This is a genomic window from Vogesella oryzae (assembly GCF_902829295.1).
In the GTDB taxonomy this organism is placed as follows: domain Bacteria; phylum Pseudomonadota; class Gammaproteobacteria; order Burkholderiales; family Chromobacteriaceae; genus Vogesella; species Vogesella oryzae.
On the sequence record NZ_CADEPL010000009.1, the window covers coordinates 68,987 to 95,843 of the forward strand.

General features: G+C 62.9%; 23 protein-coding genes and 1 riboswitch. Of the genes, 15 read left to right on the forward strand and 8 right to left on the reverse strand.

Going from position 1 to position 26,857, the window contains the following annotated elements; genetic code table 11:
* Positions 1-45: 45 nt before the first annotated feature.
* Complete coding sequence (locus tag HU218_RS03370; RefSeq protein WP_174873541.1) at positions 46-777, forward strand: glutathione S-transferase family protein; 732 nt, start codon at positions 46-48, stop codon at positions 775-777.
* 81 nt (positions 778-858) lie between these two features.
* Here HU218_RS03370 and HU218_RS03375 read toward each other — a convergent pair whose 3' ends face one another.
* The 4 genes from HU218_RS03375 to HU218_RS03390 form a co-directional block, all read right to left on the reverse strand.
* The gene (locus HU218_RS03375; protein WP_174873542.1) at positions 859-4,701 is read right to left on the reverse strand and encodes a DUF3683 domain-containing protein; all 3,843 of its coding nucleotides are present in this window, start codon (positions 4,699-4,701) and stop codon (positions 859-861) included.
* Between the two features lie 302 nt (positions 4,702-5,003).
* The gene (gene pdxA / locus HU218_RS03380; RefSeq protein WP_174873543.1) at positions 5,004-5,990 is read right to left on the reverse strand and encodes a 4-hydroxythreonine-4-phosphate dehydrogenase PdxA; all 987 of its coding nucleotides are present in this window, start codon (positions 5,988-5,990) and stop codon (positions 5,004-5,006) included.
* 121 nt (positions 5,991-6,111) lie between these two features.
* Positions 6,112-7,389 carry a peptidylprolyl isomerase gene (locus HU218_RS03385; RefSeq protein ID WP_174873544.1) on the reverse strand — a complete coding sequence of 426 codons (1,278 nt, stop codon included), beginning with the start codon at positions 7,387-7,389 and terminating at the stop codon, positions 6,112-6,114.
* Positions 7,386-9,575 carry an LPS-assembly protein LptD gene (locus tag HU218_RS03390; RefSeq protein ID WP_217450697.1) on the reverse strand — a complete coding sequence of 730 codons (2,190 nt, stop codon included), beginning with the start codon at positions 9,573-9,575 and terminating at the stop codon, positions 7,386-7,388. Before HU218_RS03390 ends, HU218_RS03385 begins: the two co-directional genes overlap by 4 nt.
* 81 nt (positions 9,576-9,656) lie before the next feature.
* Between HU218_RS03390 and amgK the strand changes: the two genes are divergently transcribed.
* The 8 genes from amgK to HU218_RS03430 all read left to right on the forward strand — a co-directional run bounded on the left by amgK (position 9,657) and on the right by HU218_RS03430 (position 15,797).
* Positions 9,657-10,703, forward strand: a complete 1,047-nt coding sequence (amgK, locus tag HU218_RS03395) for an N-acetylmuramate/N-acetylglucosamine kinase AmgK (protein ID WP_174873545.1) — start codon at positions 9,657-9,659, stop codon at positions 10,701-10,703.
* A 4-nt stretch (positions 10,704-10,707) separates the two neighbouring features.
* Complete coding sequence (murU, locus tag HU218_RS03400; RefSeq protein WP_174873546.1) at positions 10,708-11,409, forward strand: N-acetylmuramate alpha-1-phosphate uridylyltransferase MurU; 702 nt, start codon at positions 10,708-10,710, stop codon at positions 11,407-11,409.
* Entirely contained in the window at positions 11,406-11,936 is a 531-nt protein-coding gene (gene ruvC / locus HU218_RS03405; RefSeq protein ID WP_174873547.1) for a crossover junction endodeoxyribonuclease RuvC, read from the forward strand. The genes murU and ruvC overlap by 4 nt, the downstream gene beginning before the upstream one ends.
* A gap of 215 nt (positions 11,937-12,151) precedes the next feature.
* A complete protein-coding gene (locus tag HU218_RS03410) occupies positions 12,152-12,625 on the forward strand; it encodes a hypothetical protein (RefSeq protein WP_174873548.1) in 474 nt (157 codons plus the stop codon).
* 49 nt (positions 12,626-12,674) lie between these two features.
* Positions 12,675-13,625, forward strand: coding sequence for a prenyltransferase (locus HU218_RS03415; RefSeq protein WP_174873549.1), 951 nt, complete (start codon positions 12,675-12,677; stop codon positions 13,623-13,625).
* A gap of 36 nt (positions 13,626-13,661) precedes the next feature.
* Positions 13,662-14,255: a Holliday junction branch migration protein RuvA gene (gene ruvA / locus HU218_RS03420; RefSeq protein ID WP_174873550.1), complete on the forward strand. Its 594-nt coding sequence runs from the start codon at positions 13,662-13,664 to the stop codon at positions 14,253-14,255.
* 2 nt (positions 14,256-14,257) lie between these two features.
* Positions 14,258-15,004 (forward strand): SDR family oxidoreductase, encoded by a 747-nt coding sequence (locus tag HU218_RS03425; protein WP_174873551.1) that lies wholly within the window; start codon positions 14,258-14,260, stop codon positions 15,002-15,004.
* A gap of 16 nt (positions 15,005-15,020) precedes the next feature.
* Positions 15,021-15,797: an NYN domain-containing protein gene (locus HU218_RS03430; RefSeq protein ID WP_174873552.1), complete on the forward strand. Its 777-nt coding sequence runs from the start codon at positions 15,021-15,023 to the stop codon at positions 15,795-15,797.
* A gap of 456 nt (positions 15,798-16,253) precedes the next feature.
* On the opposite strand, the gene ribB is transcribed toward HU218_RS03430, so the two are convergent.
* A complete protein-coding gene (gene ribB / locus HU218_RS03435; protein WP_174873553.1) occupies positions 16,254-16,886 on the reverse strand; it encodes a 3,4-dihydroxy-2-butanone-4-phosphate synthase in 633 nt (210 codons plus the stop codon).
* 126 nt (positions 16,887-17,012) lie between these two features.
* A riboswitch (FMN riboswitch) is annotated at positions 17,013-17,153 on the reverse strand.
* 76 nt (positions 17,154-17,229) lie between these two features.
* Between ribB and ruvB the strand changes: the two genes are divergently transcribed.
* The 3 genes from ruvB to HU218_RS03450 are packed head-to-tail and all read left to right on the forward strand — an operon-like array spanning position 17,230 to position 19,458.
* A complete protein-coding gene (gene ruvB / locus HU218_RS03440) occupies positions 17,230-18,264 on the forward strand; it encodes a Holliday junction branch migration DNA helicase RuvB (protein ID WP_174873554.1) in 1,035 nt (344 codons plus the stop codon).
* Entirely contained in the window at positions 18,261-18,977 is a 717-nt protein-coding gene (locus tag HU218_RS03445; protein WP_174873555.1) for a glutamine amidotransferase, read from the forward strand. Before ruvB ends, HU218_RS03445 begins: the two co-directional genes overlap by 4 nt.
* Before the next feature lie 49 nt (positions 18,978-19,026).
* On the forward strand, positions 19,027-19,458 hold the full coding sequence (locus tag HU218_RS03450) for a hypothetical protein (RefSeq protein WP_174873556.1): 432 nt from the start codon (positions 19,027-19,029) through the stop codon (positions 19,456-19,458).
* 111 nt (positions 19,459-19,569) lie between these two features.
* Here the strand turns inward: HU218_RS03450 and proB are convergent, their stop codons facing one another.
* The 3 genes from proB to bioA all read right to left on the reverse strand — a co-directional run bounded on the left by proB (position 19,570) and on the right by bioA (position 23,755).
* Positions 19,570-20,688, reverse strand: coding sequence for a glutamate 5-kinase (gene proB, locus HU218_RS03455; RefSeq protein WP_217450698.1), 1,119 nt, complete (start codon positions 20,686-20,688; stop codon positions 19,570-19,572).
* Between the two features lie 39 nt (positions 20,689-20,727).
* A complete protein-coding gene (locus tag HU218_RS03460) occupies positions 20,728-22,326 on the reverse strand; it encodes a hypothetical protein (RefSeq protein WP_174873558.1) in 1,599 nt (532 codons plus the stop codon).
* Positions 22,327-22,396: 70 nt separating this feature from the next.
* Positions 22,397-23,755: an adenosylmethionine--8-amino-7-oxononanoate transaminase gene (bioA, locus tag HU218_RS03465; protein ID WP_174873559.1), complete on the reverse strand. Its 1,359-nt coding sequence runs from the start codon at positions 23,753-23,755 to the stop codon at positions 22,397-22,399.
* Between the two features lie 263 nt (positions 23,756-24,018).
* Here bioA and HU218_RS03470 point away from each other — a divergent pair, with 263 nt between their 5' ends.
* The 3 genes from HU218_RS03470 to HU218_RS03480 all read left to right on the forward strand — a co-directional run bounded on the left by HU218_RS03470 (position 24,019) and on the right by HU218_RS03480 (position 26,799).
* Positions 24,019-24,453: a pilin gene (locus HU218_RS03470; RefSeq protein WP_174873560.1), complete on the forward strand. Its 435-nt coding sequence runs from the start codon at positions 24,019-24,021 to the stop codon at positions 24,451-24,453.
* Between the two features lie 39 nt (positions 24,454-24,492).
* Entirely contained in the window at positions 24,493-24,912 is a 420-nt protein-coding gene (locus HU218_RS03475; protein ID WP_174873561.1) for a pilin, read from the forward strand.
* A gap of 171 nt (positions 24,913-25,083) precedes the next feature.
* Positions 25,084-26,799, forward strand: coding sequence for a PglL family O-oligosaccharyltransferase (locus HU218_RS03480; protein WP_174873562.1), 1,716 nt, complete (start codon positions 25,084-25,086; stop codon positions 26,797-26,799).
* Positions 26,800-26,857: the final 58 nt, after the last annotated feature.

Below are 26,857 nucleotides of genomic sequence, written 5' to 3' on the forward strand. Positions count from 1 at the left end.
CTGTGTCATCATTCGGGTGGCGGTAGCGACACACGGGGGGCGAACATGCTCAAGCTTTATCAGTTCCGGTTTTCTCATTTTTGCGAAAAAGCGCGCTGGGCACTGGATTACAAAACACTGCCTTATCAGGTGGTAAATCTGTTGCCCGGTTTTCACGTGCGGGTGACCAGCAAGCTTGCGCCGGCATCTTCGGTGCCCATCGTGGTGGCAGCAGGCAGAGTAATACAGGGCTCGAACGCTATCATCGACTGGCTGGATGACACTTGGGCTCCACAGCCATTGACGCCTGGCGACCAGGTTGTGGCGACCCAGGCGAGGGAGTGGGAGCACTGGCTGGTGGAGGAGGTTGGCGTGACCTTGCGGCAATGGTTTTACCACCATGCCTTGCAGGAGCGGGACAAGGCACTGGCTTTTTTGTTGCCTGGCACCAGTTGGCTGCAGCAGCTGCAGTTCCGGCTCGCGTTTCCGGTCATTCGCGATAGGATGCGGCAGTTCATGCATATCAATGCGCCGAATGCACGACAGGCAGAGCGTCGGCTGTTGCAGGCACTGGATCGGCTGGATGCAGAGTTGGCGACGCGAGCTTTTCTGGCAGGCGACGGTTTCAGCAGGGCAGACCTGAGCATGGCGGCGTTGCTGGCACCACTGTGGGCACAGGAGCTGACCGCTGAGGAAATGAGCCAGCGTTTGCCCGAGCCTGTGCTCCGTCTGCGCGAGAGCTTGCTTGCACGGCCGGTATTGCGACGTGTGGCGGCGCTGTATCGTGATTATCGCTAGGGGCATTGCCGGGTAGGCATAAAAATGGCCGCAAGCCCGTTGCCAGGCGTGCGGCCAACCTTGTTCACATGGCGTGACGATTTACAGCAGCACGCGTTCGATGCCGCCGTTGCGCGCCTTCTCCACGTAGTCCTTCATCCAGTTGTCGCCCAGGATGTGTTTGGCCATTTCCACCACGATGTAGTCGGCCTGGGTGCCGGTGTCGTCGCTGTAGCGGGAGAGACCCTGCAGGCAGGACGGGCAGGAGGTGAGGATCTTCACCGGCTGCTCGGACTCGCCGAGCTTGGCCAGATCCTTGTTGATCTCCTCTTCCTTGCGGAAGCGTACCTGGGTGGCGATGTCCGGACGGCTGGCGGCAAAGGTGCCGGATTCGCCGCAGCAGCGGTCGTTCTGCACCACGCCGCCGCCCATCAGCTCGTTGACCACCTTGATCGGCTGGTAAGCCTTCATCGGGGTGTGGCACGGGTCGTGGTACATGTACTTCTGCCCGCCGATACCGTCCAGCTTCAGGCCCTTCTCCATCAGGTACTCGTGGATGTCGATGATGCGGCAGCCCGGGAAGATGTCCTCGAAGCGGTAGTTGGCCAGCTGGTCGTAGCAGGTGCCACAGCTCACCACCACGGTCTTGATGTCGAGGTAGTTCAGCGTGTTGGCCATGCGGTGGAACAGCACGCGGTTCTCGGTGGTGATGGCGTCGCCCTTGTCCTGGTAGCCGGCGCTGGTCTGCGGGTAGCCGCAGCACAGGTAGCCCGGCGGCAGCACGGTCTGGGTGCCGACATGCCACAGCATCGCCTGGGTGGCGAGGCCAACCTGGCTGAACAGCCGCTCCGAGCCGCAGCCCGGGAAGTAGAACACTGCCTCGGCTTCCTCGCTCAGTTGCGGGTTGCGGATCACCGGGATCACGTTGCCGTCTTCCACGTCCAGCAGCGCGCGCGCGGTTTTCTTCGGCAGCCCGCCCGGCATCGGCTTGTTGATGAAGTGGATCACCTGCGCCTTGATCGGCGGCTTGCCCAGCGTGGCCGGCGGTTGCGCGGTTTGCGCGGCCGTCACGCCCAGCTTCTTGCCGATGCTGTTGCCCAGCCGCTGCGCCTTGTAGGCGAGGCCGACCAGGCCGCCGCGGATGGGTTTGATGGTGGCCGGGTCCTTGGCGGTGAGGAAGGCCATGCCCAGCGCGGTGCCCGGGTTGAACTTCTTGTTGCCGGTCTTGCGCAGGAAGTTGCGCATCGCCACCGACACATCGCCGAAGTCGATCTTCACCGGGCACGGCTTCACGCAGCGGTGGCACACCGTGCAGTGATCGGCCACGTCCGACAGCTCCTCGAAGTGCTTCAGGCTGACGCCGCGGCGGGTCTGCTCTTCGTACAGGAACGCTTCGGTCAGCAGGCCGACGCCGAGGATCTTGTTGCGCGGGCTGTACAACAGGTTGGCGCGCGGCACGTGGGTAGAACACACCGGCTTGCACTTGCCGCAGCGCAGGCAGTCTTTCACCGAGTCGGAAATCTGGCCGATGTCGGACTGTTCCAGAATCAGCGATTCGGCGCCCAAGAGCTCGAACGACGGGGTGTAGGCCATGCTGAGGTCGGCGCCCGGCAGCAGCTTGCCCTTGTTGAAGTGGCCGTTGGGGTCGACACGCGCCTTGTAGTCGCGGAACGGCTGGATCTCGTCCTCGGTGAGGAACTCCAGCTTGGTGATGCCGATGCCGTGTTCGCCGGAGATCACGCCGTTCAGGCCGCGCGCCAGCGCCATGATGCGTTCCACCGCGCGGTGCGCGGTCTGCAGCATCTCGTAGTCGTCGGAGTTCACCGGCAGGTTGGTGTGCACGTTACCGTCGCCGGCGTGCATGTGCAGTGCCACGAAGGCGCGGCCGCGCAGCACTTTCTGCTGGATGACGCGGATGGCGTCCATCACCGGCGCGTCGGCCTTGCCGGCGAACAGGCTTTCCAGCTCGGCCAGCAGTTCGCGCTTCCAGCTGACGCGCAGCTTGAAGTCGCGCATGGCGATGAACACGCTGCTTTCCAGGTTGGCCGCGGCGTCTTCCAGCGGCGCTTGCGGCCAACGTCCGGTATAGCTGCCCAGCGGCAGGTCCAGGTTGTCCAGCAGCCACTGCCAGCGCTCGCGCACCTTGCCGATCAGCTCCAGCGCGGTTTCGCGGCGGTCGCCGATCAGCTCGTCGGCGGACAGGGGTTCCTCGCTGTCCACCGGCAGGCGGCCGTGGGAGTAGTCGGTGAGACGGGCCAAGAGCTTGATCTTGCTGGCGATGGACAGCTCGATGTTGATGCGCTCGATGCCGTCGCTGTAGTCGCCGAGGCGATCCAGCGGAATCACCACGTCTTCGTTGATCTTGAAGGCGTTGGTGTGGCGGGCGATGGCGGCAGTGCGCGAACGGTCGAGCCAGAATTTCTTGCGCGCGTCCGGGGTCACGGCGATGAAACCTTCGCCGTGGCGGGCGTTGGCGTAGCGCACCACCTGGCTGGCGGCCTCGGCCACCGCGTTTTCATCGTCGGAGACGATGTCGGCGATCAGCACCATCTTCGGGCGGCCCTTGGACTTGGCCTTGGTGGCATAGCCAACGGCGCGCACATAGCGCCAGTCCAGGTGTTCCAGACCGGCCAGCTGCACGCCGGCTTTCAGCCCGGCGCCGTTCGGCTTGAAGTAGTCGGTAATCTCGACGATGGCCGGGGTGGCCTCGGCCACGGTGCCGAAGAATTCCAGGCACACGGTGCGGATGTGGCTGGGCATGCGGTGCAGCACGAAGCGCGCGCTGGTGATGATGCCGTCGGTGCCTTCCTTCTGCACGCCGGGCAGGCCGGCCAAAAACTTGTCGGTCACGTCCTTGCCGAGGCCAACCTTGCGGAAGGTGCGGCCCGGAATGTCCAGCTGCTCGCTGGAAATCACCGTCTTGCCATCGTCCTGCAGGCGGCTGACGCGGAAGCTGGCCACGTCCACATCGTGGATCTTGCCGTAGTTGTGGCCCAGGCGTTCCACGAACAGCCAGTTGCCGTTCGGGTCCACCATCTTCCAGCTGGCGAGGTTGTCCAGCGCGGTGCCCCACAGCACGGCCTTCTTGCCGCCGGCGTTCATCGCCACGTTACCGCCGATACAGGAGGCTTCGGCCGAGGTCGGGTCCACGGCGAACACCAGGCCGGCAGCGCTGGCGGCTTCCGATACGCGGGCGGTGACTACGCCGGCGCCGCACTGGATGGTGGCATGCTTGCCTTCCAGCCCCGGCAGTTCGATGTATTCCACGCCGATGTGGCGGTCGAGTTTTTCGGTGTTGATCACCGCGCTGCGGCGATCCAGCGGCACGGCGCCGCCAGTGTAGCCGGTACCACCGCCACGCGGGATGATGGTCAGCTCCAGCTCGATACAGGCCTTCACCAGCGGCGCGATCTCGGCCTCGGTATCCGGGCACAGCACCACGAACGGGTATTCCACGCGCCAGTCGGTGGCATCGGTGACGTGCGACACGCGGGCCAGACCATCGAACAGGATGTTGTCGCGGCGGGTGATCTTGGCCAGGCGCTTGAGGATGGCGGCGCGCAGCTCGCGGGTTTCGCCGAACTGCTGCTCGAAAGTGTCTACCGCCACATGGGCGGCGGCAATCATGCGGCCAACCTTGTCATTGCCTTCGCGCCGTTTTTCCACCTCGGTCAGGCGGTGACGCATGGCGCCCACCAGCGCGGTGAGACGCTGCGGGTTGTCCAGCAGGTCATCGACCAGATAGGGGTTGCGATCGACTACCCAGATGTCGCCCAGGACTTCGAAAAGCATACGGGCAGAGCGGCCTGTTTTCCGCTCTGCCCGTAGTTCTTCCAGTAAAAGCCACATCGGCTCGCCCAATAACCGGATGATGATTTCCCGATCCGAATACGAGGTGTAGTTGTACGGAATTTCCCGTACCCGCTGCTGGGTGGTGGTGCTCATATGCCCCTGAACTTCGTCAAGTTTTCAAAAAATTGGGGTCAATAGTAGCTGAAATGCTGCGTCGCGAAAATTGACGCTCACGGAAGGGTTATATGTAGATTGTTGATTGCATGCAATGTTCGACTGCTGCCATGCCGGAAATGTCGTCGGCACACTACAAAAACCGGTCGCAAAGGCAGTAGCTGCCAAGTTGTGACCCTGCTAGTGCCGCGCTGCCGGCGGCAGTGGCCGCCGCCATGCGGTGCCGGCAATGCGGTTGTTTTCCATCGCTGTTGGTGCACTGCAGTAGCGGCGGTCAGCGCTCAAGTGCGGCGGCTTACCGCCAGCGTCAATGCCAGCTGCGTGGCCTCGAACAGGCTGCCGGGGTCGGCGCGGCCGCTGCCGGCCAGATCCAGCGCGGTGCCGTGATCCACCGAGGTGCGGATGATGGGCAGGCCGAGGGTGATGTTGATGCCGGCGCCAAAACTGGCGTGCTTGAGTACCGGCAGGCCCTGGTCGTGATACATCGCCAGTACCGCGTCGGCGGTGGCGAGCTTATCCGGGTTGAACAGCGTGTCGGCCGGCAGCGGGCCGATCAGCTGCATGCCTTCCGCGCGCAATGAGGCCAACACCGGTTCGATGACGTCGATTTCCTCGCGCCCCATGTGGCCACTCTCGCCGGCATGCGGGTTGAGGCCGGCCACCAGCACACGCGGCTTGGCGATGCCGAACTTGTGTACCAGATCGGCGTGCAGGATGCGGAGCACCGCGCTCAGACTCTCTTGTGTGATGGCATCCGGTACCGCGCGCAGCGGCAGGTGGGTGGTGGCCAGCGCCACGCGCATGCCGCCGCCGGCCAGCATCATCACCACCAGCGGGGTGCCGGTGCGTTCGGCCAGGTATTCGGTATGACCGGAAAACGGTACGCCGGCTTCGTTGATCACGCCCTTGTGTACCGGCGCGGTGACCATGGCGGCAAACTCGCCGCGCACGCAGCCGTCGATGGCGGCATCCAGCGTCGCCAGCACGTAGCGACCGTTGGCCGCATCCAGCTGCCCGGCTACGGCCGGTACGGCCAACGGTACGTGCAGCACTTCCAGCGCGCCGGCAGCCGGCGTCGCGTCCGGGTGGTAGTCCTGCAGGTTGACCTCGAGTTGCAGTTGCGCGGCGCGCTGCTGCAGCAAGCTCTTGTCGGCGATCAGCACCAGCCGTGCCGGCAGGGCCAGTTCGGCCAGGCGCAATACGATGTCGGGACCGATGCCGGCAGGCTCGCCGGCGGTGATGGCCAGTACGGGGAGGGACGGGGTCATGGGTGGGCACCGGGAACAAACAGCGCCGGTCCGGGCCGGCAAAATCAAGAGGACGGAACCAGCAAACGTTGGCCGCATCAGCAAAACAATCAGGGCCGGCCTCGGCCGGCCCTGCAGGGGCTTACTGCTCGATCAGGCGATCGTCGATAAAGGCGGCGGAGCGTAACTGCTCTAGCCAGTCGGTGTAGCTCTGCTCCATCTTGCGCTGGCGCAGCTGCTGTTTCAGCGCCAGACGCTCGCGCTCGCCGCTGACGTTCTGGCTGCGGATCTCGTCGACACGGATCAGATGCCAGCCGAACGGGGATTTCACCGGTTCGCTGACCTGCCCCGCGGACAGGGCGAGGTAGGCGCGCTGGAAGTCCGGCACCATGTCGCCTTCCGATACCCAGCCCAGATCGCCACCCAGTGCGGCGCTGCCGTCCTCGGAGAATTGCTTGGCGAGGTCCTCGAACTTGGCGCCGCGCTTCAGGCGGTCCTGCACTTGCAGGATGCGGGTGTAGGCTTCCGCCTCGGAGGTGGCTTCGTTGGTCTTGATCAGGATATGGCGCACCCGGTATTGCTGGATGAACTGCGGGGCGCTGTCATTGCGTTTTTCCACCAGCTTGAACAGGTACAGGCTGCCGCTGGCACGCACGATGTCGGTGACTTCGCCCACCGGCAGCTTGTCCAGCATCTGGGTGAAGTCGGCCGGCAGCGCGGTGGCGTTACGCCAGCCCAGGTCGCCGCCTTGCAGTGCGTTGGGGGCTTCGGAGTAGCTGGCAGCGACCTGGGCAAACGGCTTGCCGGCCTTCAGTTCGGCGGCGGCCTTGAGCAGTTTCTGGCGGCGCTGTTCGATCTGGGCAACATCGGCACGCTCCGGCACGTTTACCTGGATTACCGCCAGATGGTATTCGGTGTGCTTGCTGCCGATCGCGCTTTTCAGTACCTGCTCGACTTCCTGGTCACTGACATTGACGCGGCTGGCAATCTCGCGCTCGCGCACGCGTTGCAGCAGCATGTCCTTGCGGACCTGTTCGCGCAACTGCTCCAGCGTGAGGCCATCCTTGGCCAGCTGCGCGCGCAGCCCCGCCAGGTCGGTCTTGTTCTGGGTTGCGACATTCTGCATGGCGCTGTCCAGCTCCAGTTCGCCGACGCGGATGCCGTTATTGCTGGCGAACTGCAGTTGCAGTTGTTCGTTGATCATCTGGTCCAGCACCTGGCGCGACAGCAGCTCGGCCGGCGGCAGGCCGATATTCTGGTGCTGCAGGTTGGCCGTTACTTCCTGCTGGCGTTTTTCCAGATCGGAACGGGTAATCACGCTATTGTTGACCACCGCCACGATGCGGTCGGCGGTACTGATGGCAAACGCCGGCGTGGCCAGGCCGGCCATCAGGCCGGCAGCGAGAAGAAGCTTTTTCATTCGGTATCCGCGATGTTGTTGATATTGCTGTAGCCCGGAATGGCCAGGCGCAGCGTTTCCATTGGGTTGCTGCCGAGACTGCTGAGGTCCTTCAGTTCCAGTTGCAGGTACACCGCATTCTTGTACTGGTTGACGTTGGTCAGGTAGCGTTCGCCGACTACCCGCACGATCCAGCAGCCCTGGTTGTATTCCACGCCGGCCAGCCGCTGCAAGACCTTGTTGTCCTGCAGCGAGTAGTTCTGGCGTGCTACGGCGTACCAGTTGCGGGCGATCGGCCACTGGCCGGCCAGGTCGATGGTGCGCAGCGGGCCGTAGTTGCCGTCGTTGTCCAGCAGCTCGTTGCGGCCAAAACGGTAACGTACGCTGAGCGCCTTGCCGGCCGCCGGGCTGTAGCGCAGCTGGCTGCTGAAACGTTCGGTCTTGTTCTGCGACTGGTTGTACTGGTAGGTGGCATCCAGACGCAATGCCTGGGTCAGATCGCCGCCAATGGTGGACAGCAGATCGGAGCTGTTCTCGGTACGGGTCGATTCCTCGCCACTGAGGGTGATGTCGTCGTCGCTCAGATAGAAGCGTTGACCGATGCCGACGCGCAGACGTTCCAGGCCGTTGCTGTTATCCAGCAGGCGGGTGGTCAGCGCGGTGGTGATGTTCTTGGCGGCGTTGATGCGGTCGTAACCGGAGAAGCGGTTCTCGCTGAACAGCTGGGCAAAGCTCAGGTCGTTTTCCGAGGTATCGAAGTTGGGCAGATTGCTCTGGTCCACCCGCGGGATCTGCACAAAATAGACCCGCGGCTCCAGCGTCTGGGTGAAGTCCTTGCCTTGCAGGCTGGTGTTGCGTTCGAACGTCAAGCCGCTGTCCACGGTGGTGATCGGCAGGGTGCGATCCAGCGAATTGGCAGCATTGCCGTTATACGCATCCAGCTGGTAGCGGGTGTGATGGATACCGAACTTGGCCTGGAAGAAGCCCCACGGCTTGTCTACGCCCCAGGTTACGCTGGGGTAAGCCACGGTACGCCAGCCGTCCTGCAGCGTACGGTGTTCGAAACGGGTGATCTCGCTTTCCAGGTTGGCGGTAAAGCCCCACAGCTCCTTGCTGCTGCTGATGGTCAACTTGGGAAGGCGGGCGTATTGCTCGGTGCCGCCGGCCAGGGTCTGGTAGCGCGAGGCGCTGAGATTGACGTTGGCCCAGCCCGGGTTGTAATTGATCCACGCTTCGCGCAGCAGGTTGCTGCTGGTGGCCGAGGTGCTGCTGTTGCCGAAGTCGTCGTAATAATCTTCGTCGGATACATGGCGACCATCGAGGCCGATGGTCACGCTCTCGCTAAGGGTCTGTTTGTGCTCAATGTCCCACAGCGAACGATTGCGGTTGGCTTTCTGGTCATCCGGCAACTGTTCGGTGTAGATCTTGCCGCTGTAGTCCGGCTGCAGGTAACGCCCTTCCAGTCCCAGCATGGTACCGCGCTGCTCGATATAGCGCGGGGTGATGGTGGCATCGTAATTGGGGGCGATATTCCAGTAGTAGGGCAGCGCGATTTCCAGACCATCGCTGCCGGTAGAGATGGTCGGGAACAGCAACCCGCTCTTGCGGTTGCCATCCAGCGGGAAGTCCATCCACGGGGTGTACAGGATCGGCACCCCTTCGAATTCCAGTCGCGCATTCTTGGCGACGCCGACGTTGCGGCCATAGTCCAGATCGATGGTGCCGGCTTTCAGGTACCAGGAGTCATCACCCGGCGCGCAGGTATTGGCGCGGGTGCTTTGTAGCTGGTAGGTGCCCTTGCCCTGCATCTCCAGGGCGGCGGCATGGCCGCGCAGCACGCGCTTGCCCTGCCCGAAGGAGAAATCGGCATTCTTGGCGCTACCGGTATCGGTGGCGAGATAGGCTTCCAGCGCATCCGCGTCTATGGTGCCATCCGGCTGGCGCATGCGGGCGCGATCGCCGGCGCGCACCAGTTGCTTGACGACATAGTATTCCAGCCAGTCGGCTTCGAACTGCTGCTGGTCACGGGTAGCCTTGACTGCACCGGTAGCACGCAAGCGGCTGTCCATCTGGCCGGAGATGGCCTCGGCTTCCACCTGCAAGGCGCCCGCCTTGATGGTCTCGGCCGGTGCGGCGGGAGTGAGGAACAGTGGCAGCAGGGCTGCAGTCAGCGGGGCGAGACGGAAGCGGGGGAGCATGGATGGCATCAGCCTGTCGGTTGAGTGTGGGGGCTGGTGAAAGCGGGTTACAATCGCGTCATTGTACCCAATTTGCCGATATACGCGACTATGCAGCGACTCGAAGCCCTCAAGGCGTGGCTGGCCACGCAATTTCCAGGTCAGGACATCGCGGTGGAGTTTGCCGCCGCCGATGCCGATTTCCGCCGTTACTTCCGTGCCATCTTCCCGGATGGCAGCAGCCGCATCGTGATGGATGCGCCGCCGGAGCAGATGAATACCGACCCCTACGTGGCGGTGCGCGACGTGCTGGCGCCGGCGGCCAACGTGCCGGCTATTCTGCTGCGCGACCGCGAGCAGGGCTTCATGCTGCTGCAGGATCTGGGCAAGGTCACCTTCCTCGCCGCCCTGCAGCACGACGAGCGCCCGCTGGTGCACAAGCACCTGCTGCTGGAAGCCATCGACACCCTGATCGCGATCCAGAAAATCAGCCAGCCGGCAGTGTTGCCGGAATACGACCATGCGCTGCTGTCGCGTGAAGTCAGCCTGTTCCCGGAGTGGTTTGCCGCCAAGGAGCTGGGCAAGCCGTTCACCTACGCCCAGCGCCAGCGCTGGGATGCCGCGCTGAAAGTGTTGCTGCCGCGCATCGAGGCGCAGGCCAAGGTGTATGTGCACCGCGATTTCATCGTGCGCAACCTGATGCTGACGCCGGAGCGCCCGGGCGTGCTGGACTTTCAGGACGCGGTATACGGCCCGATCAGCTATGACCTGGTGTCGCTATTGCGCGACGCTTTCATCGGCTGGGACGAGGAATTCGTGCTCGATCTGGTGGTGCGTTACTGGGAAAAGGCGCGTGCCGCCGGCCTGCCGGTGCCGGAGCAGATCGACGATTTCTACCGCGATTTCGAGTGGATGGGCGTGCAGCGTCACCTCAAGGTGGTCGGCATCTTCGCCCGCCTGTATCACCGCGACGGCAAGGAGAAATACCGTGGCGAGATTCCGCGCTTCATCAAGTACCTGAAGAAGACCACCCGCCGCTACCAGGAGCTTGCGCCGCTGTACCAGCTGATCGTGGAACTGGTCGGGCTGGACGAGGACGACAACGACGACAGCATCCAGTCGGTGTTCAGCGCCACCAAGCTATCGTCGGACCAGTAAGCGCATGCAAGCGATGATTCTCGCCGCCGGCCGAGGCGAACGCATGCGGCCGCTGACCGACCACACTCCCAAGCCGCTGCTGGACGTCGGCGGCCAACCGCTGATCGTGTGGCATATCCGCAGGTTGGCCGCCGCCGGTTTTCGCGACATCGTCATCAACCACGCCTGGCTGGGCGAACAGATCGAAGCCGCGCTGGGCGACGGTAGCCGCTACGGCGTGCGCCTCGCCTACTCGCGCGAAGGCACCGCGCTGGAAACCGCCGGCGGCATCGCTACCGCCTTACCGCTGCTGGGCGCGGCGCCATTTCTGGTGGTGAACGGCGACGTGCTCACCGATGTCGACTTTGCCGCCCTGCGGCCAACGTTGGCCGCACTGGATGGCGAGCGTCACCTGGCCCATCTGCTGCTGGTGGCCAATCCGCCGCATCATCCCGGCGGTGACTTCGGCCTGCTGACCGATGGCCGTCTGTCGGCCAATGCCGCCGACGGCATCGGTCTGACCTTCTCCGGTATCGGCCTGTACCACCCGGCTTTGTTTGCCGCTACCCCGGCGCACCAGCCGGCCAAGCTGGCGCCGCTGCTGCGTGTGGCGATGGCGCGCGGCCAGGTCAGCGGCGCGCGTCACGACGGGCTGTGGCTGGATGTCGGCACCGTGGAGCGACTGGCAGAAGCCGATGCCATCGCCAAGGGTTGGCCGCCAGCGTGAAGCGTCGCATCCTCGGCATCGATCCGGGCAGCCGCATCACCGGCTTCGGGGTCATCGACATCGTCGGTAACCAGCGCCACTACGTCGCCTCCGGTGCCATCCGCACCCCGGAAGGGGCCAGCCTCGCCGAGCGCGTCAAGGTACTGGTAACCGGTATCCACCAGGTGATCGACACCTACCAGCCCACCGAGTCGGCGCTGGAACAGGTGTTCGTCAACGTCAACCCGGCGGCCACGCTGATGCTGGGTCAGGCGCGCGGCGCCTGCATGACCGCGCTGGTGCTGCGCGACCTGCCGGTGGCGGAGTACACCGCGCTGCAGGTCAAGCAATCGGTGGTGGGGCAGGGCAAGGCACCGAAGGAGCAGGTGCAGTACATGGTGGTGCACATGCTCAACCTGTCCGGCACGCCGCAGGCCGATGCCGCCGACGCGCTGGCGGTGGCGCTGACCCACGCCAACCACAGCGGCGGTGCCATTGGCAAACTGGCGCTGCAGGGGCTGAAGGTACGCGGCGGGCGGCTGGTGTAACCCGCCGGATTGAGCGGCAATGGGCGAGGACTCTGCTTTGAGCAATAGCGCCGCCGGCAAAGTGGTTGCCGTGCTGACGCCGCCCGTCATGGCGAATCCGGTGTCGCGCGGGTAGCCGTAGCGGCTAGCGTCATGCAACGCTTTCTTGTCCATAGCCAAGGTTGGCCGCAGCGCCTGAACGCACACTGCTGTATCGAGACTCAACGGAGCCAGCCATGTGGAACGACTATGCGATTGCCCGCGCCCTGCACGTGCTGGCCATCCTGCTGTGGGTGGGCGGCGTGGCCTTTGTCACCGTGGTGCTGATCCCGGCCATCCGCCGCCATATTCCGGAGCAGCAGCAATACACGCTGTTCGAGACCGTGGAGCACCGCTTCGGCGCTCAGGCGCGGCTGTGGGTGCTGCTGACGCTGGGCAGCGGGCTGTGGATGCTGCACGCCACCGCCGGCTGGGCGCGGCTGCTGGATACCGGCTGGCTGCAGCTGATGCTGGCCGCCTGGCTGCCGTTCTTCCTGATGCTGTTCCTGCTGGAGCCGCTGTTCATCCACCGCTGGTTGCGCAACAAAGCGGTGCGCGACCCGGCCGGCAGCATGCGCTTGCTGCAGTGGTTGCATGTCGGCTTGCTGCTGTTGACGTTGGCCGCATTGTTGGCCGGCGTGGTCGGTGCCCACGGCGGCTGGCGATTCTAGCGGCTGCGTGCCGGATGCATGACGTTCTGCTTTGCGGTATACCGTAGCCATGAAATCTTCCTCCCTGCACCCCGGCGAGCCGGCTTATGCCGCCCTGGCCGTCCACCCCTCGCGCTGGCTACTGGCCACCCGCCCGGCCTTTCTGACGCTCACCCTGGGCGGTGTAGTGCTTGGCTTTGCCGCCAGCGGCGCTGCCTGGCAGCAAGGTTGGCCGCAAGCGCTGCTGGCCCTGTTGCTGGCGCTGCTGTGCCACGCGGCGGTGAACGTGATCAATGACGTGGCCGACCACGACAACGGCAGCGATGCGGCCAACGTGGCGCGGCAGTTTCCGTTTACCGGCGGCAGCCGCTTCATCCAGAACGCGGTGCTCAGCCGCCACGACATGGCGCGGCTGGCGCTGGGCCTGTTCGCGCTGGTGATTGCCGGCGGCCTGCTGCTGGTGTGGCTGCGCGGGCCGTGGTTGCTGGCCATCGGCTTTGTCGGCGTGGTGCTGGGTTGGGGCTATTCGGCGCCGCCGCTGCGGCTGAACAGCCGGGGCTGGGGCGAGGTCTGTGTGCTGCTGTGCTTCACCCTGCTGCCGCTGGGCGCGCAGGTGCTGCTCACCGGCTCGCCATCGCTGCCGCTGCTGCTGGCGGCCTTGCCCTACGGCCTGCTGGCCGCCGCGCTGCTGTACATCAACCAGTTTCCGGATCGCGACGCCGATGCGCTGGCCGGCAAGCGCCACTGGGTGGTGCGGTTGCCACCGGCGCAGGCGCGCTGGGGCTATCTGCTGTTGACCGGCACGGCGGCCTTGCTGCTGCCTGCTGGCGTGCTGGCCGGCCAGCTGCCGTGGCCGGTATGGCTGTTGCTGCCGCTGTGGGCGCTGTCGGCGCGGGCGGCCAGCACGCTGTGGCACAATGCGGCGCAACCGGCCCGGCTGCGCCCGGCCATCATCCAGACCATTGTTGCGGCCAACCTGTACCCGCTGGCAATGGCGCTGATCCTGTTCCTGTATTCCTGAGTGCCGCGCTGCGGCCAACCTTTTGAAAGCACCCGCATGATCGGACGACTCACCGGCAACCTGATCGAAAAACTGCCGCCGCAAATCACCGTCGACGTGAACGGCGTCGGCTACGACGTGGATGTGACCATGACCACCTTCTACCAGCTGCCGGCGCTGGGGCAGAAGGTGACGCTGTTCACCCATCTGGTGGTGCGCGAGGATGCGCACCTGCTGTTCGGCTTCGGCAGCCGCGACGAGCGCGAAACCTTCCGCCAGCTGATCAAGGTCACCGGCATCGGTGCCAAGATCGCGCTGGCGATTTTGTCCGGCATGACCGCCGACGAGCTGGCTATCGCCATTGCCAGCGAGGACATCAAGAGGCTTTCCAGCGTGCCGGGCATTGGCAAGAAAACCGCCGAGCGGCTGGTGCTGGAGCTGCGCGGCAAGCTGGCTACCGGCGGCAACCTCACCGTGCCGGGCGGGCTGCCGTTTGCCGCCACGCCGGATGAAAAGAGCGACATCGTCAATGCGCTGCTGGCGCTGGGCTACAACGAAAAAGAAGCCGCCGCGGCCACCAAGGGTCTGCCGGCGGATGTGACCGTCAGCGACGGCGTGCGGCTGGCGCTGAAGAACCTGATGAAGGGCTGAACATGAGCAAGGTGCTGCTGATCACCGGCGCCAGCCGCGGCATCGGCGCTGCCACCGCAAGGTTGGCCGCGCAGCAGGGCTACGCGGTAGCGGTGAACTACCACCGTAACCACGCGGCGGCAGAAGCGGTGGTGGCAGATATCCGCGCCAGCGGCGGCCAGGCGGTGGCGATTGCGGCCAACGTGGCGGACGAGGTGGACGTGCTGCGCATGTTCGCCGAGTGCGAAGCGGCACTGGGGCCGCTGTCGGCGCTGGTCAACAACGCCGGCGTGCTGGAGCAGCAGATGCGGCTGGACGAAATGAGCATGGCGCGCTGGCAGCGGGTGCTGGCCACCAATGTGCTGGGGCCGCTGCTGTGCTGCCGCGAGGCGGTGAAGCGGCTGTCCACCCGCCACGGCGGGCAGGGTGGCGCCATCGTCAATGTTTCCTCCGCCGCGGCGCGCATCGGCTCGCCGAATGAGTACGTCGACTACGCCGCCAGCAAGGGCGCGCTGGATACGCTGACCATGGGGCTGGCCAAGGAAGTGGCGGGCGAGGGCATCCGCGTCAACGGCGTGCGCCCCGGTTTCATCTACACCGACATGCACGCCGACGGCGGCGAGCCGGACCGTGTCGAGCGGGTGAAAAGCGCGGTACCGATGCAGCGCGGCGGCCAGCCGGAAGAAGTAGCGGCCGCCATTCTGTGGCTGCTGTCGGATGAGGCGTCGTTTACCACCGGGCATCTGCTGGATGTGGCCGGCGGGCGCTAAATAACAAGGAGCCGATATGGCCAACGTAGCGGTACTGATCGACGCGGACAACGTGTCGCCGGCCTGGATCGAGGATGTGCTGGAAGAGGCCGGCAAGCTGGGGGTGCTGGCGCTCAAGCGCGTCTACGGCGACTTCAGCCGTCACGACAAGGCGTGGCGCGATTTGTGCGCGCGCTTCGCCATCCACCCCATCCAGCAGTTCCCCAACACCAAGGGCAAGAACGCCTCCGACATCACGCTGGTGATCGACGCCATGGACATGCTGCACTCCGGCCGTTATCACAGCTTCTGCCTGGTCTCCAGCGACAGCGATTTCTCGCGGCTGGCGACGCGGCTGCGCGAGGACGGACTGGAGGTGTGGGGCTTCGGCGAGGAGAAAACGCCGGGTGCCTTCGTCAATGCCTGCAGCAAGTTCGTGTACGTGGAAGTGCTGGCGCTGGCCGACGTGGCCGGCAAGGCGGAAGAGCCCGGCAGCAAGGACGGCATGCCCGACAGCGGCCGGCAGCCGCCGGCGGCGCGGGTACTGCGACCGCTGGATAAAAAGCTGCGCGCGCAGTTCCAGAAGGGCATCGAGAGCATGGACGACGACGAGGGCTGGGCCGACCTGGGCGGCGTCGGCAGCCTGCTCGGCCAGTGGATGCCGGACTTCGACCCGCGCAATTACGGCTTTGCCAAGTTGTCCGACCTGGTGGTGAAGTCCGGCTGGTTCGAGGTATACAAGGCGCCAGGCGGACGCGGCGGGGTGTCGATCCGCCTCAAGCCGGGTAATGGTGGCGGCCGCAAGGCGAAGTAGCCTTGCCGGGTATGAAACGTTGGCCGCAAGCCGTTGCCGGTTTGCGGCCAACGTTCTTTGGTGGCGTGGAGTCCGCTACGCGGATGATGGTTGCAGTCGCCGGTTCCACCCGGCGGACGGGTTAAGGGGGCGACCGCCGCCCCCTTAACAATCCCCGGCTCCCCGACGGCTGCTCGAAACCCCGGGCAAAAAGGCACGCCCCGGCGCCGCCGAACTCGCCGCGCGCTAACGTCGCGCGGCTCAAACAAAGCGGCGGCTTAACACCTGGGGCGCACCATTTTGCCCGGCTCGCGCCAACGGGAGTGGGGCGCGCCGGTTCGGTGCTGATTCTTGTGTAGTGCGTAGGTTGGGTTGAGCGCAGCGAGGCCCAACGTTTACCGCGTAAGGCAAAGGTTGGCCGCAAATCTTCGTCCCGGATGCGCTGCGCTTGTCCGGGCTGCGTGCGGCCCAGCTAGCTCAATGCGCGTTGCGCTCCAGCCATTCCACCAGCTCGGCCACCGTCAGTTGCGGCAGGCCGTGGCGCTCGGCGTAAGCGTCCAGTTCGGCGCCGCGCATCATGCTGCCATCCGGGTTCATCAGCTCGCACAGCACGCCGGCCGGGCTGAAACCGGCCAGGCGCGCCAGCTCCACAGCCGATTCGGTATGGCCGCGGCGTTCGCGCACACCCCCGGCGCGGGCAATCAGCGGGTAGACGTGGCCGGGGCGGGCCAAGTCGGCAGGTACAGCCTGCGGGTGGATGGCGGCGCGGATGGTAGTGGTGCGGTCGGCGGCGGAAACGCCGGTGCTCACGCCCTCGGCGGCTTCGATGCTGACGGTGAAGGCGGTACCGTAGCGGCTGCCGTTGTTGGGCACCATCGGCGGCAGTTCCAGCCGCGCGGCGTGTTCCGGGGTCAGGCACAGGCAGACGATGCCACTGCAGTCGCGGATCATGCGCGCCATTTCCGGCACGGTCAGGGCGTCGGCAGCCAGGATCAGGTCGGCTTCGTTTTCACGGTCGTGGTCGTCGGCGACGATTACTGGCAGGCCGCGGCGCAGCGCGTCGAGTGCGGCGTGGATGCGCAGGGAAAGGATATCGGTGTTGGCATTCATGGGAACGGTCCTCAAGTACGGCGTTTGAGAAACACGTCACCGGGCAGGAAGCGGCGGCCTTGCGGCCAACCTTGCGCTACGCGGATTGCGCGCGCAGACACAGCGCCGCGCATGGCGCGGTACTGGCGTCATCTTCTTTCATCCGGACTGTTACCGTCGGCTCTGGATTCGCACCAGATCTGCTGTCCCTTCAGGTGAAGGCGCTCGCGGGCTTGGCCTTGCGGCCTTACCACCGGTGGGGAGTTGCACCCCGCCCCGAAGACGTACGTGCCATCCGGTATCGGAAGGCAAGGGCGAGTATAGCGGTGGTAACATCGCGCAATCTATTGCGAGCGACTGTTACATGATCCAGACCGACAACCTGATGGGCGGCGCGCCGGAGCGCCGCATCGTCACCCAGCAAAGCCTGTCGCAGCAGGAAGAGGCGATGGAGCGCGCGCTGCGCCCGAAAGTGCTGGACGAGTACGTGGGCCAGAAGAAGGCGCGCGAGCAGCTGGAAATTTTCATCGAAGCGGCGAAAAAGCGCGGCGAGGCGCTGGACCACGTGCTGCTGTTCGGCCCGCCGGGTCTTGGCAAGACCACGCTGGCGCACATCGTGGCGCGCGAGATGGGCGTCAACCTGCGGCAGACCTCCGGCCCGGTGCTGGAGCGCGCCGGCGACCTGGCGGCGCTGCTCACCAACCTCGAACCGCACGATGTGCTGTTCATCGACGAGATCCACCGTCTGAGCCCGGTGGTGGAGGAAATCCTCTACCCGGCGCTGGAGGATTACCAGATCGACATCATGATCGGCGAAGGCCCGGCGGCGCGCTCGGTGAAGATCGACCTGCCACCGTTCACGCTGGTGGGCGCTACCACCCGCGCCGGCATGCTCACCAACCCGCTGCGCGACCGTTTCGGCATCGTGGCGCGGCTGGAGTTCTACACCGCCGAGGAGCTGACGCGCATCGTCAGCCGCTCCGCCGGGCTGCTGAATGTGCAGTTGGCCGACGATGGTGCCTTCGAGGTGGCGCGTCGCTCGCGCGGCACGCCGCGTATCGCCAACCGCCTGCTGCGTCGGGTGCGCGACTATGCCGAGGTGAAGGCCGACGGTGTGGTCAGCGCCCAGGTGGCCGATGCGGCGCTGGCGATGCTGGACGTTGACCCGGCCGGGCTGGACGTGATGGACCGCAAGCTGCTGCAGGCGATCCTCGACAAGTTCGGCGGCGGACCGGTGGGGCTGGACAACGTGGCGGCCGCCATCGGCGAATCCACCGATACCATCGAGGACGTGATCGAACCGTTCCTGATCCAGCAGGGCTACCTGCAACGCACGCCGCGCGGCCGCATGGCCACCGCGCTGGCCTACACCCACTTCGGTTTACCCATCGAATCATGAAACAGCGACTGATCATCAAGACCGGAGAACCGCACGCGGCGGTACAGGCCGAGCACGGCAATTTCGAACACTGGATTGTCCGCGAGCTGGGTAGCGATGCCGCGGCGTGGCGCGTGGTGGACGTCACCGGCGGCGAAGCGCTGCCGGCGGTGGCCGAGGTGGCCGGCGCCATCATCACCGGTTCGCCGGCGATGGTCAGCGACCGCGCCGACTGGAGCGAGGAAGCGGCGGCCTGGCTGCGCGAGGCACATGCGGCCAACGTGCCGCTGCTGGGCATCTGCTTTGGCCACCAGTTGCTGGCGCACGCGCTGGGTGGCGAGGTGGGCTACCATCCGGGCGGACCGGAGGTGGGCACCGTGCAGGTACAGCGCCAGCCGGCGGCGGCCGGCGATGCGCTGTTCGACGCCATGCCGCCACAGTTTGCCGCCCAGGCGCTGCACTGGCAGAGCGTGCTGCGCCTGCCACCGGGCGCGACGGTGTTGGCGGCCAATGCCTTCGAGCCGCATCACGCCTTTCGCGTTGGCCGCAGCTGGGGCGTGCAGTTCCATCCGGAATTCGACACCGCTGCGAGTGTGAGCCTGATCGATGTGCTGACCCCGGCACTGGAAAAGGAACAGCAGCCGGTTGTCGCGCTGCGTGCGGGGGTGGCGCCGACGCCGGAGGCCGCCACGCTGTTGCCGCGCTTCGCCGCCTTGCTGGCGCACGCCGGATAAGGCCAAAGCGGCGTACAATGCCGGACACTATCAAGCTCGGAGAGCAAACATGTTTTACGCCTTGTTGGTCGTGACGCTGGCGGTGGCGCTGGCTACCTCGCTACTGGTGGCGCGGTTTTTCAGTGATGCCATCACCAAGATTCTCAACCGCATCATCGGTCCGGAGCTGACCGATGCCTGGCGCAAGTACATGAGCTTCGCCATCGTGGTGGTCGGGGTGTCCGGCGGCGTGAACATGTGGGAAATCCAGAAATACCTGCAGAACGGCCGCGAACAGACCATGGAGCTGAATGGCCCGCGCTGGGTGGTGGAAATCTACCGTACCGCCATCGATACCCTGTCGCAGATTTCCTGGGTGATGCTGCTGTTCTTCCTGTGCGCCATGGTGGCTTACGTGATCATGCGCGTGGCGGAGAGCAATCGCAGCAGCCGCCAGCAGCAGGCAAGCAACAACGACGACAGTAATCGCGACGCTTCCTGATCCGCACTGGCAAAAATGGCCCGTTACCTGCCGGTACGGGCCGTTTTTATTGCTGCCTGAACATGAATAATGCGGCCAACGTTGGCCGCATTGCTGTTTGCGAATCGGGGCTTACAGCGTGACCATATTGTCACGGTGGATCAGCTCGGGCTCCACCAGATAGCCCAGCACGCCTTCAATGTCGCGGGTGGCCTTTTTCATGATCAGCCGCGCTTCTTCCGAACTGTAGTTCACCAGGCCGCGGGCGACTTCGGCACCCTGCTCGTCGACACAGGCGACGGCATCGCCACGCAGGAAACTGCCTTCCACCGCAATAACGCCGATCGGCAGCAGGCTGGTGCCTTTGGCGCGTACCGCCAATGCTGCGCCGGCATCCAGCACCAGCTTGCCCGACAGTTGCAGGTGGTCGGCCAGCCACTGCTTGCGGGCGGCCAGGCGGGTGGTCGGCGCATTCAGCTGGGTACCGATGCTTTCGCCGTCCGCCAGACGCGACAGCACGTTCATTTCGCGACCGCTGGCAATCACGGTATCGGCCCCGCTGCGCGCCGCGCGCTTGGCGGCGATGATCTTGGTGTACATGCCGCCGGTGCCAACACTGGAGCCGGCGCCGCCGGCCATGGCTTCCAGCTCGGGGGTGCCGGCTTCGGCTTCGTGCACGAACTGGGCATCCGGCTGTTTGCGCGGGTCGGCGGTGTACAGGCCTTTCTGGTCGGTGAGGATGACCAGCGCGTCGGCCTCGATCAGGTTGGTGACCAGCGCGCCGAGGGTGTCGTTGTCGCCAAAGCGGATCTCGCTGGTGACCACGGTATCGTTCTCGTTGATGATCGGCACCACGCCCAGGGTGAGCAGGGTGGCGATGGTGGTACGGGCGTTGAGGTAGCGCAGGCGGTCGGACAGGTCTTCGTGGGTCAGTAGTACCTGCGCGGTCTTGAGGCCGTATTCGCGGAAGGCGCTCTCATAGGCCTGGCACAAGCCCATCTGGCCGACCGCGGCGGCGGCTTGCAGTTCGTGTACCGCTTTCGGGCGCTTGCTCCAGCCCAGACGCTGGCAGCCTTCGGCGATGGCGCCGCTGGAAACCAGCACCACCTGTTTGCCACGGCGGCGCAATTCGGCGATTTCCGCAGCCCAGCGGGCAAGTGCGGCATGGTCCAGACCCTTGCCATCATTGGTAACCAGACTGGAGCCGACCTTGACCACGATGCGCGTGGCCGTGTGTATCACCGATTGCATCCGCACTGCTTCCTGTTACTTGAGAAACGGAGGGCCAGTTTACCCGATTCGCGACGGATGGTGCGTTGCGGCAGACAGTGCGCTGGGGCGGTATTCGACAAACTGGTGGCTGGCGGTCTGCAGCGATAGCGAAGTGGTGCAGATGACCTGGCGGCCGTGGCGATCCAGCAGGTAAAACTCGCGCTGGCGCTGGTACTGGCGATCCGGAATCACCAGCAGCGGCTGTTTGCCCGGCCGAGGCATGGCCGGCAGGCGCAGGGCCATGTGGTAGTGATCGTTGGGATGGGTCAACAGCGGCAGCAGCATGACGGCTTCCGGCTGCGGTCCCAGGATCTCGACGCCGCATTCGGTTTCCATCTGCTCGCCGCACAGGTTGACCCAGCGCGCCACCGCCAGTTGCCACGGCTGGCCCGGATGGCGCAGCAGCAGCAGCTCGCCGGCGCGCAGCGGGTGGTATTGCGCCTCGCCGCGCAGCAGCATGCCGGATGCACTGGTGTTGACCACCTTGAGCTTGACCGGCAGCGGGGGCAGGCGCGGCTGTTTGCCGTACATGGTATTGGCCGGCAGCAGTTCGGTGGGGAGTGCCTCGCCATTGGGGAAGGTCCAGGCGGCGCCATTGCTGATGAACCAGATGGTGGACAGGCTGCTGACCAGCTCGACTTCTTCCGTGCTGGGCAGGCGTTCATGGCGGCGCTGGATCGAACTTTGCCATTCCATGGTGAGATACAGCACGTGCTGGACTTCTTCTTCCAGCTCGAACGGATTGTCCTGATGCCGTGCCAGGTACTGCAGTTTCTGCAGCTTGCTCTTCAGTGCCGCTTCCAGCGCGTGGGTATCGAGCACCCAGATGCCTTGTGCCGCCGGCGTGTCGGGTGCCTCGCTGATGTAGCGGGGTGGCAGGTCGGCGCCCGGCTGGAAGGCAAAGCTGCCGTGGCCGCTGGTGAGGTGGCCAAGATGCAGCAGATCAAGCAGGTCGGCATGCTTGCGGATCAGCAGCAGGGTGTAGTCGATCAGTGCCGGTGCCATGCGGTTGCTGGCGGTCATGCCCAGCAGCAATAGCTGACGGTAGTAGTGTGCCGGGCTCTTGGTCTGCCCGGGCAGCGGGGTGTTTTCCCAGCCTTTTTCCAGCGCGAAGAAAAACAGGCGGTGGCAGTCGTGCCAGAAACCTTCCGGCAGGGTGGTGTAGGTGCGGGCATACAGAAATGCCATTTGCCGCGCGCTGCGCATTGCCAGGCACAGGGCTTCGGTCTTGTACTTGTCCAGTACCAGCAAGCCGTGTTCCTCGCTGCGTTCCATGGCCAGCAGCTTGTAGCCGGTGTGCAGCGCCGTGCTCAGCTGCTGTGCCAGCCGCGCGGCATGGCGGGCCTTGTGCTGGGTGGTCAGCTCGCCATTTGCGGCCAACCTTTCCAGCAATGGCAATAGCAGCTTGTGCTCCTGATGATGCCGCTCCAGCAGTTTGGCCCGCTGAGCCGGCGCCAGCCGCACGCGGTTGAGCTGCTCCAGAGCCTGGCGCAATTGCTCGGCACATTCCAGTGGCTGCCCCAGCGGTTGTTGCCGTAACCAGACATCCAGCTGCGACAGGTCGGACATCGCCAGCGATGAGTCCAGATAGGTGGGGGCAACGGACAATTTCAGCATGCTCGACCTGCCGGTTACGTTTATCGGAACGACATAGTTTACTGTTGTTTATGCATTTGGCAAAACCGCGCTAGGGTAGCGGGGTGTCCTGACTGCGGCCTGGCGCGCCGTTATCCTGTGCCAGCAGGGCAAGCACTTCCTGCGTGCATTCCGACAACTGCCGCATATGGCTGTCTTCCAGTACATACGGCGGCATGAAGTACACGGTATTACCGATCGGCCGCGTCAGGCAGCCGCGATCCAGCATGGCGCGGAAGAATGCCAGGCTGAAGTCGCTGCGCGAGGTATCGACATCAAAAGCCCAGATCATGCCGCGCTGCCGGATGTGGCGGATACCCGGCGTGGTTTGCAGCCAGGCAAGATGCTGGTTGAACAGGCTGGCTTTTTCCGCGTTACGGGTCAGGACATCCTCTTCCTCGAAAATGGCCAGCACTTCCAGCGCGGCACGGCATGCCAGCGCATTACCGGTATAGCTATGCGAATGTAGAAAGCCACGGCTTACATCATCATCGTAGAACGCGTTATAGATATCGTCGCTGGTCAAAACGCAGGATAGCGGCAGATAACCGCCGGTAATGCCCTTGGACAGGCACAGAAAGTCGGGCTTGATCCCTGCCTGCTCGCAGGCAAACAGGGTGCCGGTACGGCCAAAACCGACAGCGATCTCGTCGGCGATCAAATGTACGTGATAGCGGTCGCACAGCGCTCGCAGCCGGGTGAGATAAACCGGGTCATACATCAGCATGCCGGCGGCACCCTGCACGAGCGGCTCGACGATGATGGCGGCAATCTGGCCGGCTTCGCGGCGGAACAGCTTCTCTACATCCGCAATCGCCCGCAGGGCGACATCGGCAGCGTTCTCTCCCGGTTGTGCCTGCCGCGCATCGGGCGAGGCGACGCGCAAATTGCTTTGCAGCAGCGGCGCATAAGTAGCGGAAAACAGCGGAACGTCGGTGACCGCCAGCGCCCCGGCGGTTTCGCCGTGGTAGCTATGCTGCAGGCTGACGAAGCGGTGCTTGTCCGGTTGGCCGCAGTTGCGCCAATAATGGAAGCTCATCTTCAGTGCAATTTCGGTGGCACTGGCGCCATCAGAAGCATAGAACGCGTGGCCTAGTCCGCTTAATTCATGCAGCTTTTCAGACAACTCGACTACCGGACGATGGGTAAAACCGGCCAGAATCACGTGCTCCAGCGAATCCAGTTGATCCTTGATCGCATTTTTGATGCGCGCATGATTATGGCCAAACAAATTGACCCACCATGAGCTGATACTGTCGAGGTAACGTTTGCCATCGAAATCCTCCAGCCAGACCCCGTCACCACGGGCAATCGGGATGATGGGGAGCTGCTCGTGGCGTTTCATTTGGGTGCAGGGGTGCCAGACGGCGTCGCGGCTGCGTTGCAGCCAGTGGCTGGAGGAGGCGGTCATGCGGTATTCCACAGAAAGGTTTTGCGGCATGCTAGCAGAGCTGAAGATCGGCAAGGCTGACAAAAATTGTCACCTGCTGTCATTGTCTGACAATGTTTAATGGATTGAATTACCTATCATTGACAAAAGAACATTGTCGTATATGGTGGCTGGAAAGCGCTTTGCGGAATGCCCGGCCAGTCTGGAGAGATAAGTTACGTCGCCGGGTTCGGTTCTTGCTGTGTAACTGGCACCGTCAGATGGCTGCCTCGGGAGTGTGGTGAATGTGGCGAAAGCAGGCAGGGTTTACTCTGATCGAACTGATGGTGGTTGTGGCCATTATTGGCATTCTTGCAGCGATAGCGCTGCCGGCCTATATGGATTACACCAAGCGTGCCTACATTGCAGAGGCATTCGGTATTGCGGGGGCGGCGAAAACCTCTATCGAGGAATATCACGCGGCCAACAATGCCTGGCCCAGTTCGAATGCCAGTGCCGGCCTGTTTCCGGCGGGGAATTATACCGGGCAGGCATTTACCGAAATGCGGGTAATGATCTCGGGCACGGTATCGATCATCCGCATCCAGTTGAATGAAAAAGTTGCCAGCGGGGCACATGTCTGGTTGGCACCGGATGCGAACGTGTCGGGCTCCTACCGCTGGCAATGTGCCGGTGACAATGATTTGACTTCGCTATTGCCCTCCAACTGCCGGGGCTAATGGTTTGATTTTTAGGGCAGTAACTCAGGAGGAAGCTCAATGAAACGAGTTCAGCAAGGTTTTACCCTTATCGAACTGATGATTGTGGTAGCGATCATCGGTATTCTGGCTGCGATCGCGATTCCGGCGTATCAGGATTACACCAAGCGTGCACACGTCTCGGAAGGTTTGCAGTTGGCTGGAGCTGCGAAGACTGGGGTGGCTGAGTATTATTCTTCCAATGGAGTGTGGCCAACCACTAATGCGTCTGCCGGTCTGGCTGACTCTCCATCGGGTAATGCCGTTAGTTCTGTAATAGTAGGTACCAGCGGTGTGATTACCATTACTTACAATCAGAAAGTTTCTGCGGGTGTCACTGTTAGCTTGGCGCCGACTGCAGCTTCGGGTTCGATTACTTGGAAGTGCACTGGCTCCAATGGTATGGAAACCAACTGGTTGCCGTCTAACTGTCGCCCCTAATATTCTATATCTCTAAAAAAGGGTGCTGCGGCACCCTTTTTTATCATAATCACCCCTATGTCACGATTATCACACGCGATTTTAATGGTGCTATTGCTATCTTTGGCAGTAGCGCTACCGTTTTTTAACTTTGTACGCACAGTACCCTCCGCCGACTGGTGGACTCATGCCTTGACGCTAGGCTTATTGGCAACGGCGCTGTTAGTAGGGCTATTGAAGGAATCGCGGTCTGAGTGGCCTAGGTCAAATCTATGGTTGCTATTGTGGTGGCTAGTAGTTTTTGTTCCCGTTTTTTTATTGCAAAAGAACAACCTGTATTTTTTACCTCTGTCTCAGGCGGCTAGTTTGCTGGTGGTTATTTTTGCTGTAGGGCACATTGGCACGCTACAGCAAGAATTAGGGCGAGAAAAAATAGTTGTGATGTTAGCTGGTGTCATTTTGGTCGCAGCGCTTTTGCAAGCCATAATTGGCGGACTACAGCTAATGGGTATGGCATCTTTGGCGCATGGCTATCTTGTATATGCCCCGGGAGCCGAGCAGGTCAATATTGTTGGCAACATTGGTCAGCGTAATCAATTGGCGCAGTTCTTGGCTTGGGGGGTATTTGCTGCTGCATATTTGTTTGCGGTGGGTAAATTGCGTATCTGGCTGGTACTCCCATCCATGCTGGTGTTGACGCTAGTAATGGCTTGGACAGGTGGACGGCTTCCCTTGGCGTATGCGGCGACAGCAATCGTGCTAGCTGTGGTCTGGTTCGTGCGGACAGGTAACCGTCGACTGCTTGCCATCTTGGTGCTGGGTGCTTTGTTCATATTGTTGGCCCAGATGGGGGGGCATCTGATTGCCAAGTGGTTGGTTGGTGTGGATGCCGGTAGCGGACTGGATCGACTGAATGATGCTGGCTTTGGGGCGCGCCGCCGTATTGAGTGGCATAAAGTGTTTCAAGTAGTACAGACCTATCCTTGGTTGGGGGTCGGATTTGGCGGGTTTGCCTACCAGTCTGTCTGGCTGGAAGCATTTGCCGGGTTGGATAAAATACCGGAAAATGCATTGTTTACTCATAGTCATAATCTTATTACTCAGCTGCTGGCTGAAACGGGAGTTCCTGCCACATTATTAGCGGCAGTGGCTGTAACTGTGTGTCTTTTGCCATTCTTCAAGCGTGAGCAATCCACCCCTGAAAATGCTTTCCTGATATTAATCATGGCAGCAATTTTAGGTCACTCCATGTTTGAATATCCGCTGTGGTATCTGCCTTTTACTACTATGTTTTTTATGGTGCTGGCACTGTCGCCACAGCCTTTGGTAGTGATTCCAGTACGGTCTATGTTGCGAAAAACCGGGGCGCTATTTTTGGCGGTTGGTACATTTGCTTATTTATGGACCGGGGCGATTAATTTCTTTCAGTTACGAGAGGCTGTTTTCCCCGTTGCCAACGCAAAAGCCAATGAACGGAATGTAGATGCATTGGTGTCGATATCTTTAAATCCTTTTTGGTCGTATGAGGCAGAATTGGGACTGTCTAACTACCTGTATCCATCTCGTAAAGACATGGTACTCAAGCGGCAGCACTTTGAGCAGCTGGCAGCATATGCACCTTATCCCCTGGTACTAACCAATCTTGCGATATTGAGACATTGGAACGGGGAGCAGAGTGGCGCGCATGATGCGGTGGTAATGGCGCTTGCAACCTATCCAGGAAGCGCATCAGCAATACTATTCAGGCTTCAGTCAGTACATGATGCATCATTGCAGCCTTTGATCACGATGGTCAGCAATGTAGTACAGACACGTAACCAGTATGGCGACAAAGCTGCCGCAGAAGCGGCGACACGGGGCTTACCTGTACGAGGCCCACAGCTTCCTGAACTAGCTCGCTTCCGCTAGGCATGGCCGTGGTTGGTTGCTTGGTGGTATCTTGTCGGCCTTGATGTTGTGGATGAAA

Coding starts and splice junctions, on each gene's coding strand:
- HU218_RS03375 (WP_174873542.1), bottom strand. CDS start 4,701: ATGAGCACCACCACCCAGCAGCGGGTACGGGAAATTCCGTACAACTAC.
- HU218_RS03445 (WP_174873555.1), top strand. CDS start 18,261: ATGAAACAGCGACTGATCATCAAGACCGGAGAACCGCACGCGGCGGTA.
- HU218_RS03430 (WP_174873552.1), top strand. CDS start 15,021: ATGGCCAACGTAGCGGTACTGATCGACGCGGACAACGTGTCGCCGGCC.
- HU218_RS03425 (WP_174873551.1), top strand. CDS start 14,258: ATGAGCAAGGTGCTGCTGATCACCGGCGCCAGCCGCGGCATCGGCGCT.
- HU218_RS03370 (WP_174873541.1), top strand. CDS start 46: ATGCTCAAGCTTTATCAGTTCCGGTTTTCTCATTTTTGCGAAAAAGCG.
- HU218_RS03385 (WP_174873544.1), bottom strand. CDS start 7,389: ATGAAAAAGCTTCTTCTCGCTGCCGGCCTGATGGCCGGCCTGGCCACG.
- murU (WP_174873546.1), top strand. CDS start 10,708: ATGCAAGCGATGATTCTCGCCGCCGGCCGAGGCGAACGCATGCGGCCG.
- ruvA (WP_174873550.1), top strand. CDS start 13,662: ATGATCGGACGACTCACCGGCAACCTGATCGAAAAACTGCCGCCGCAA.
- amgK (WP_174873545.1), top strand. CDS start 9,657: ATGCAGCGACTCGAAGCCCTCAAGGCGTGGCTGGCCACGCAATTTCCA.
- ribB (WP_174873553.1), bottom strand. CDS start 16,886: ATGAATGCCAACACCGATATCCTTTCCCTGCGCATCCACGCCGCACTC.
- HU218_RS03410 (WP_174873548.1), top strand. CDS start 12,152: ATGTGGAACGACTATGCGATTGCCCGCGCCCTGCACGTGCTGGCCATC.
- HU218_RS03470 (WP_174873560.1), top strand. CDS start 24,019: ATGTGGCGAAAGCAGGCAGGGTTTACTCTGATCGAACTGATGGTGGTT.
- pdxA (WP_174873543.1), bottom strand. CDS start 5,990: ATGACCCCGTCCCTCCCCGTACTGGCCATCACCGCCGGCGAGCCTGCC.
- HU218_RS03450 (WP_174873556.1), top strand. CDS start 19,027: ATGTTTTACGCCTTGTTGGTCGTGACGCTGGCGGTGGCGCTGGCTACC.
- HU218_RS03390 (WP_217450697.1), bottom strand. CDS start 9,575: ATGCCATCCATGCTCCCCCGCTTCCGTCTCGCCCCGCTGACTGCAGCC.
- proB (WP_217450698.1), bottom strand. CDS start 20,688: ATGCAATCGGTGATACACACGGCCACGCGCATCGTGGTCAAGGTCGGC.
- ruvB (WP_174873554.1), top strand. CDS start 17,230: ATGATCCAGACCGACAACCTGATGGGCGGCGCGCCGGAGCGCCGCATC.
- HU218_RS03475 (WP_174873561.1), top strand. CDS start 24,493: ATGAAACGAGTTCAGCAAGGTTTTACCCTTATCGAACTGATGATTGTG.
- HU218_RS03460 (WP_174873558.1), bottom strand. CDS start 22,326: ATGCTGAAATTGTCCGTTGCCCCCACCTATCTGGACTCATCGCTGGCG.
- bioA (WP_174873559.1), bottom strand. CDS start 23,755: ATGACCGCCTCCTCCAGCCACTGGCTGCAACGCAGCCGCGACGCCGTC.
- HU218_RS03415 (WP_174873549.1), top strand. CDS start 12,675: ATGAAATCTTCCTCCCTGCACCCCGGCGAGCCGGCTTATGCCGCCCTG.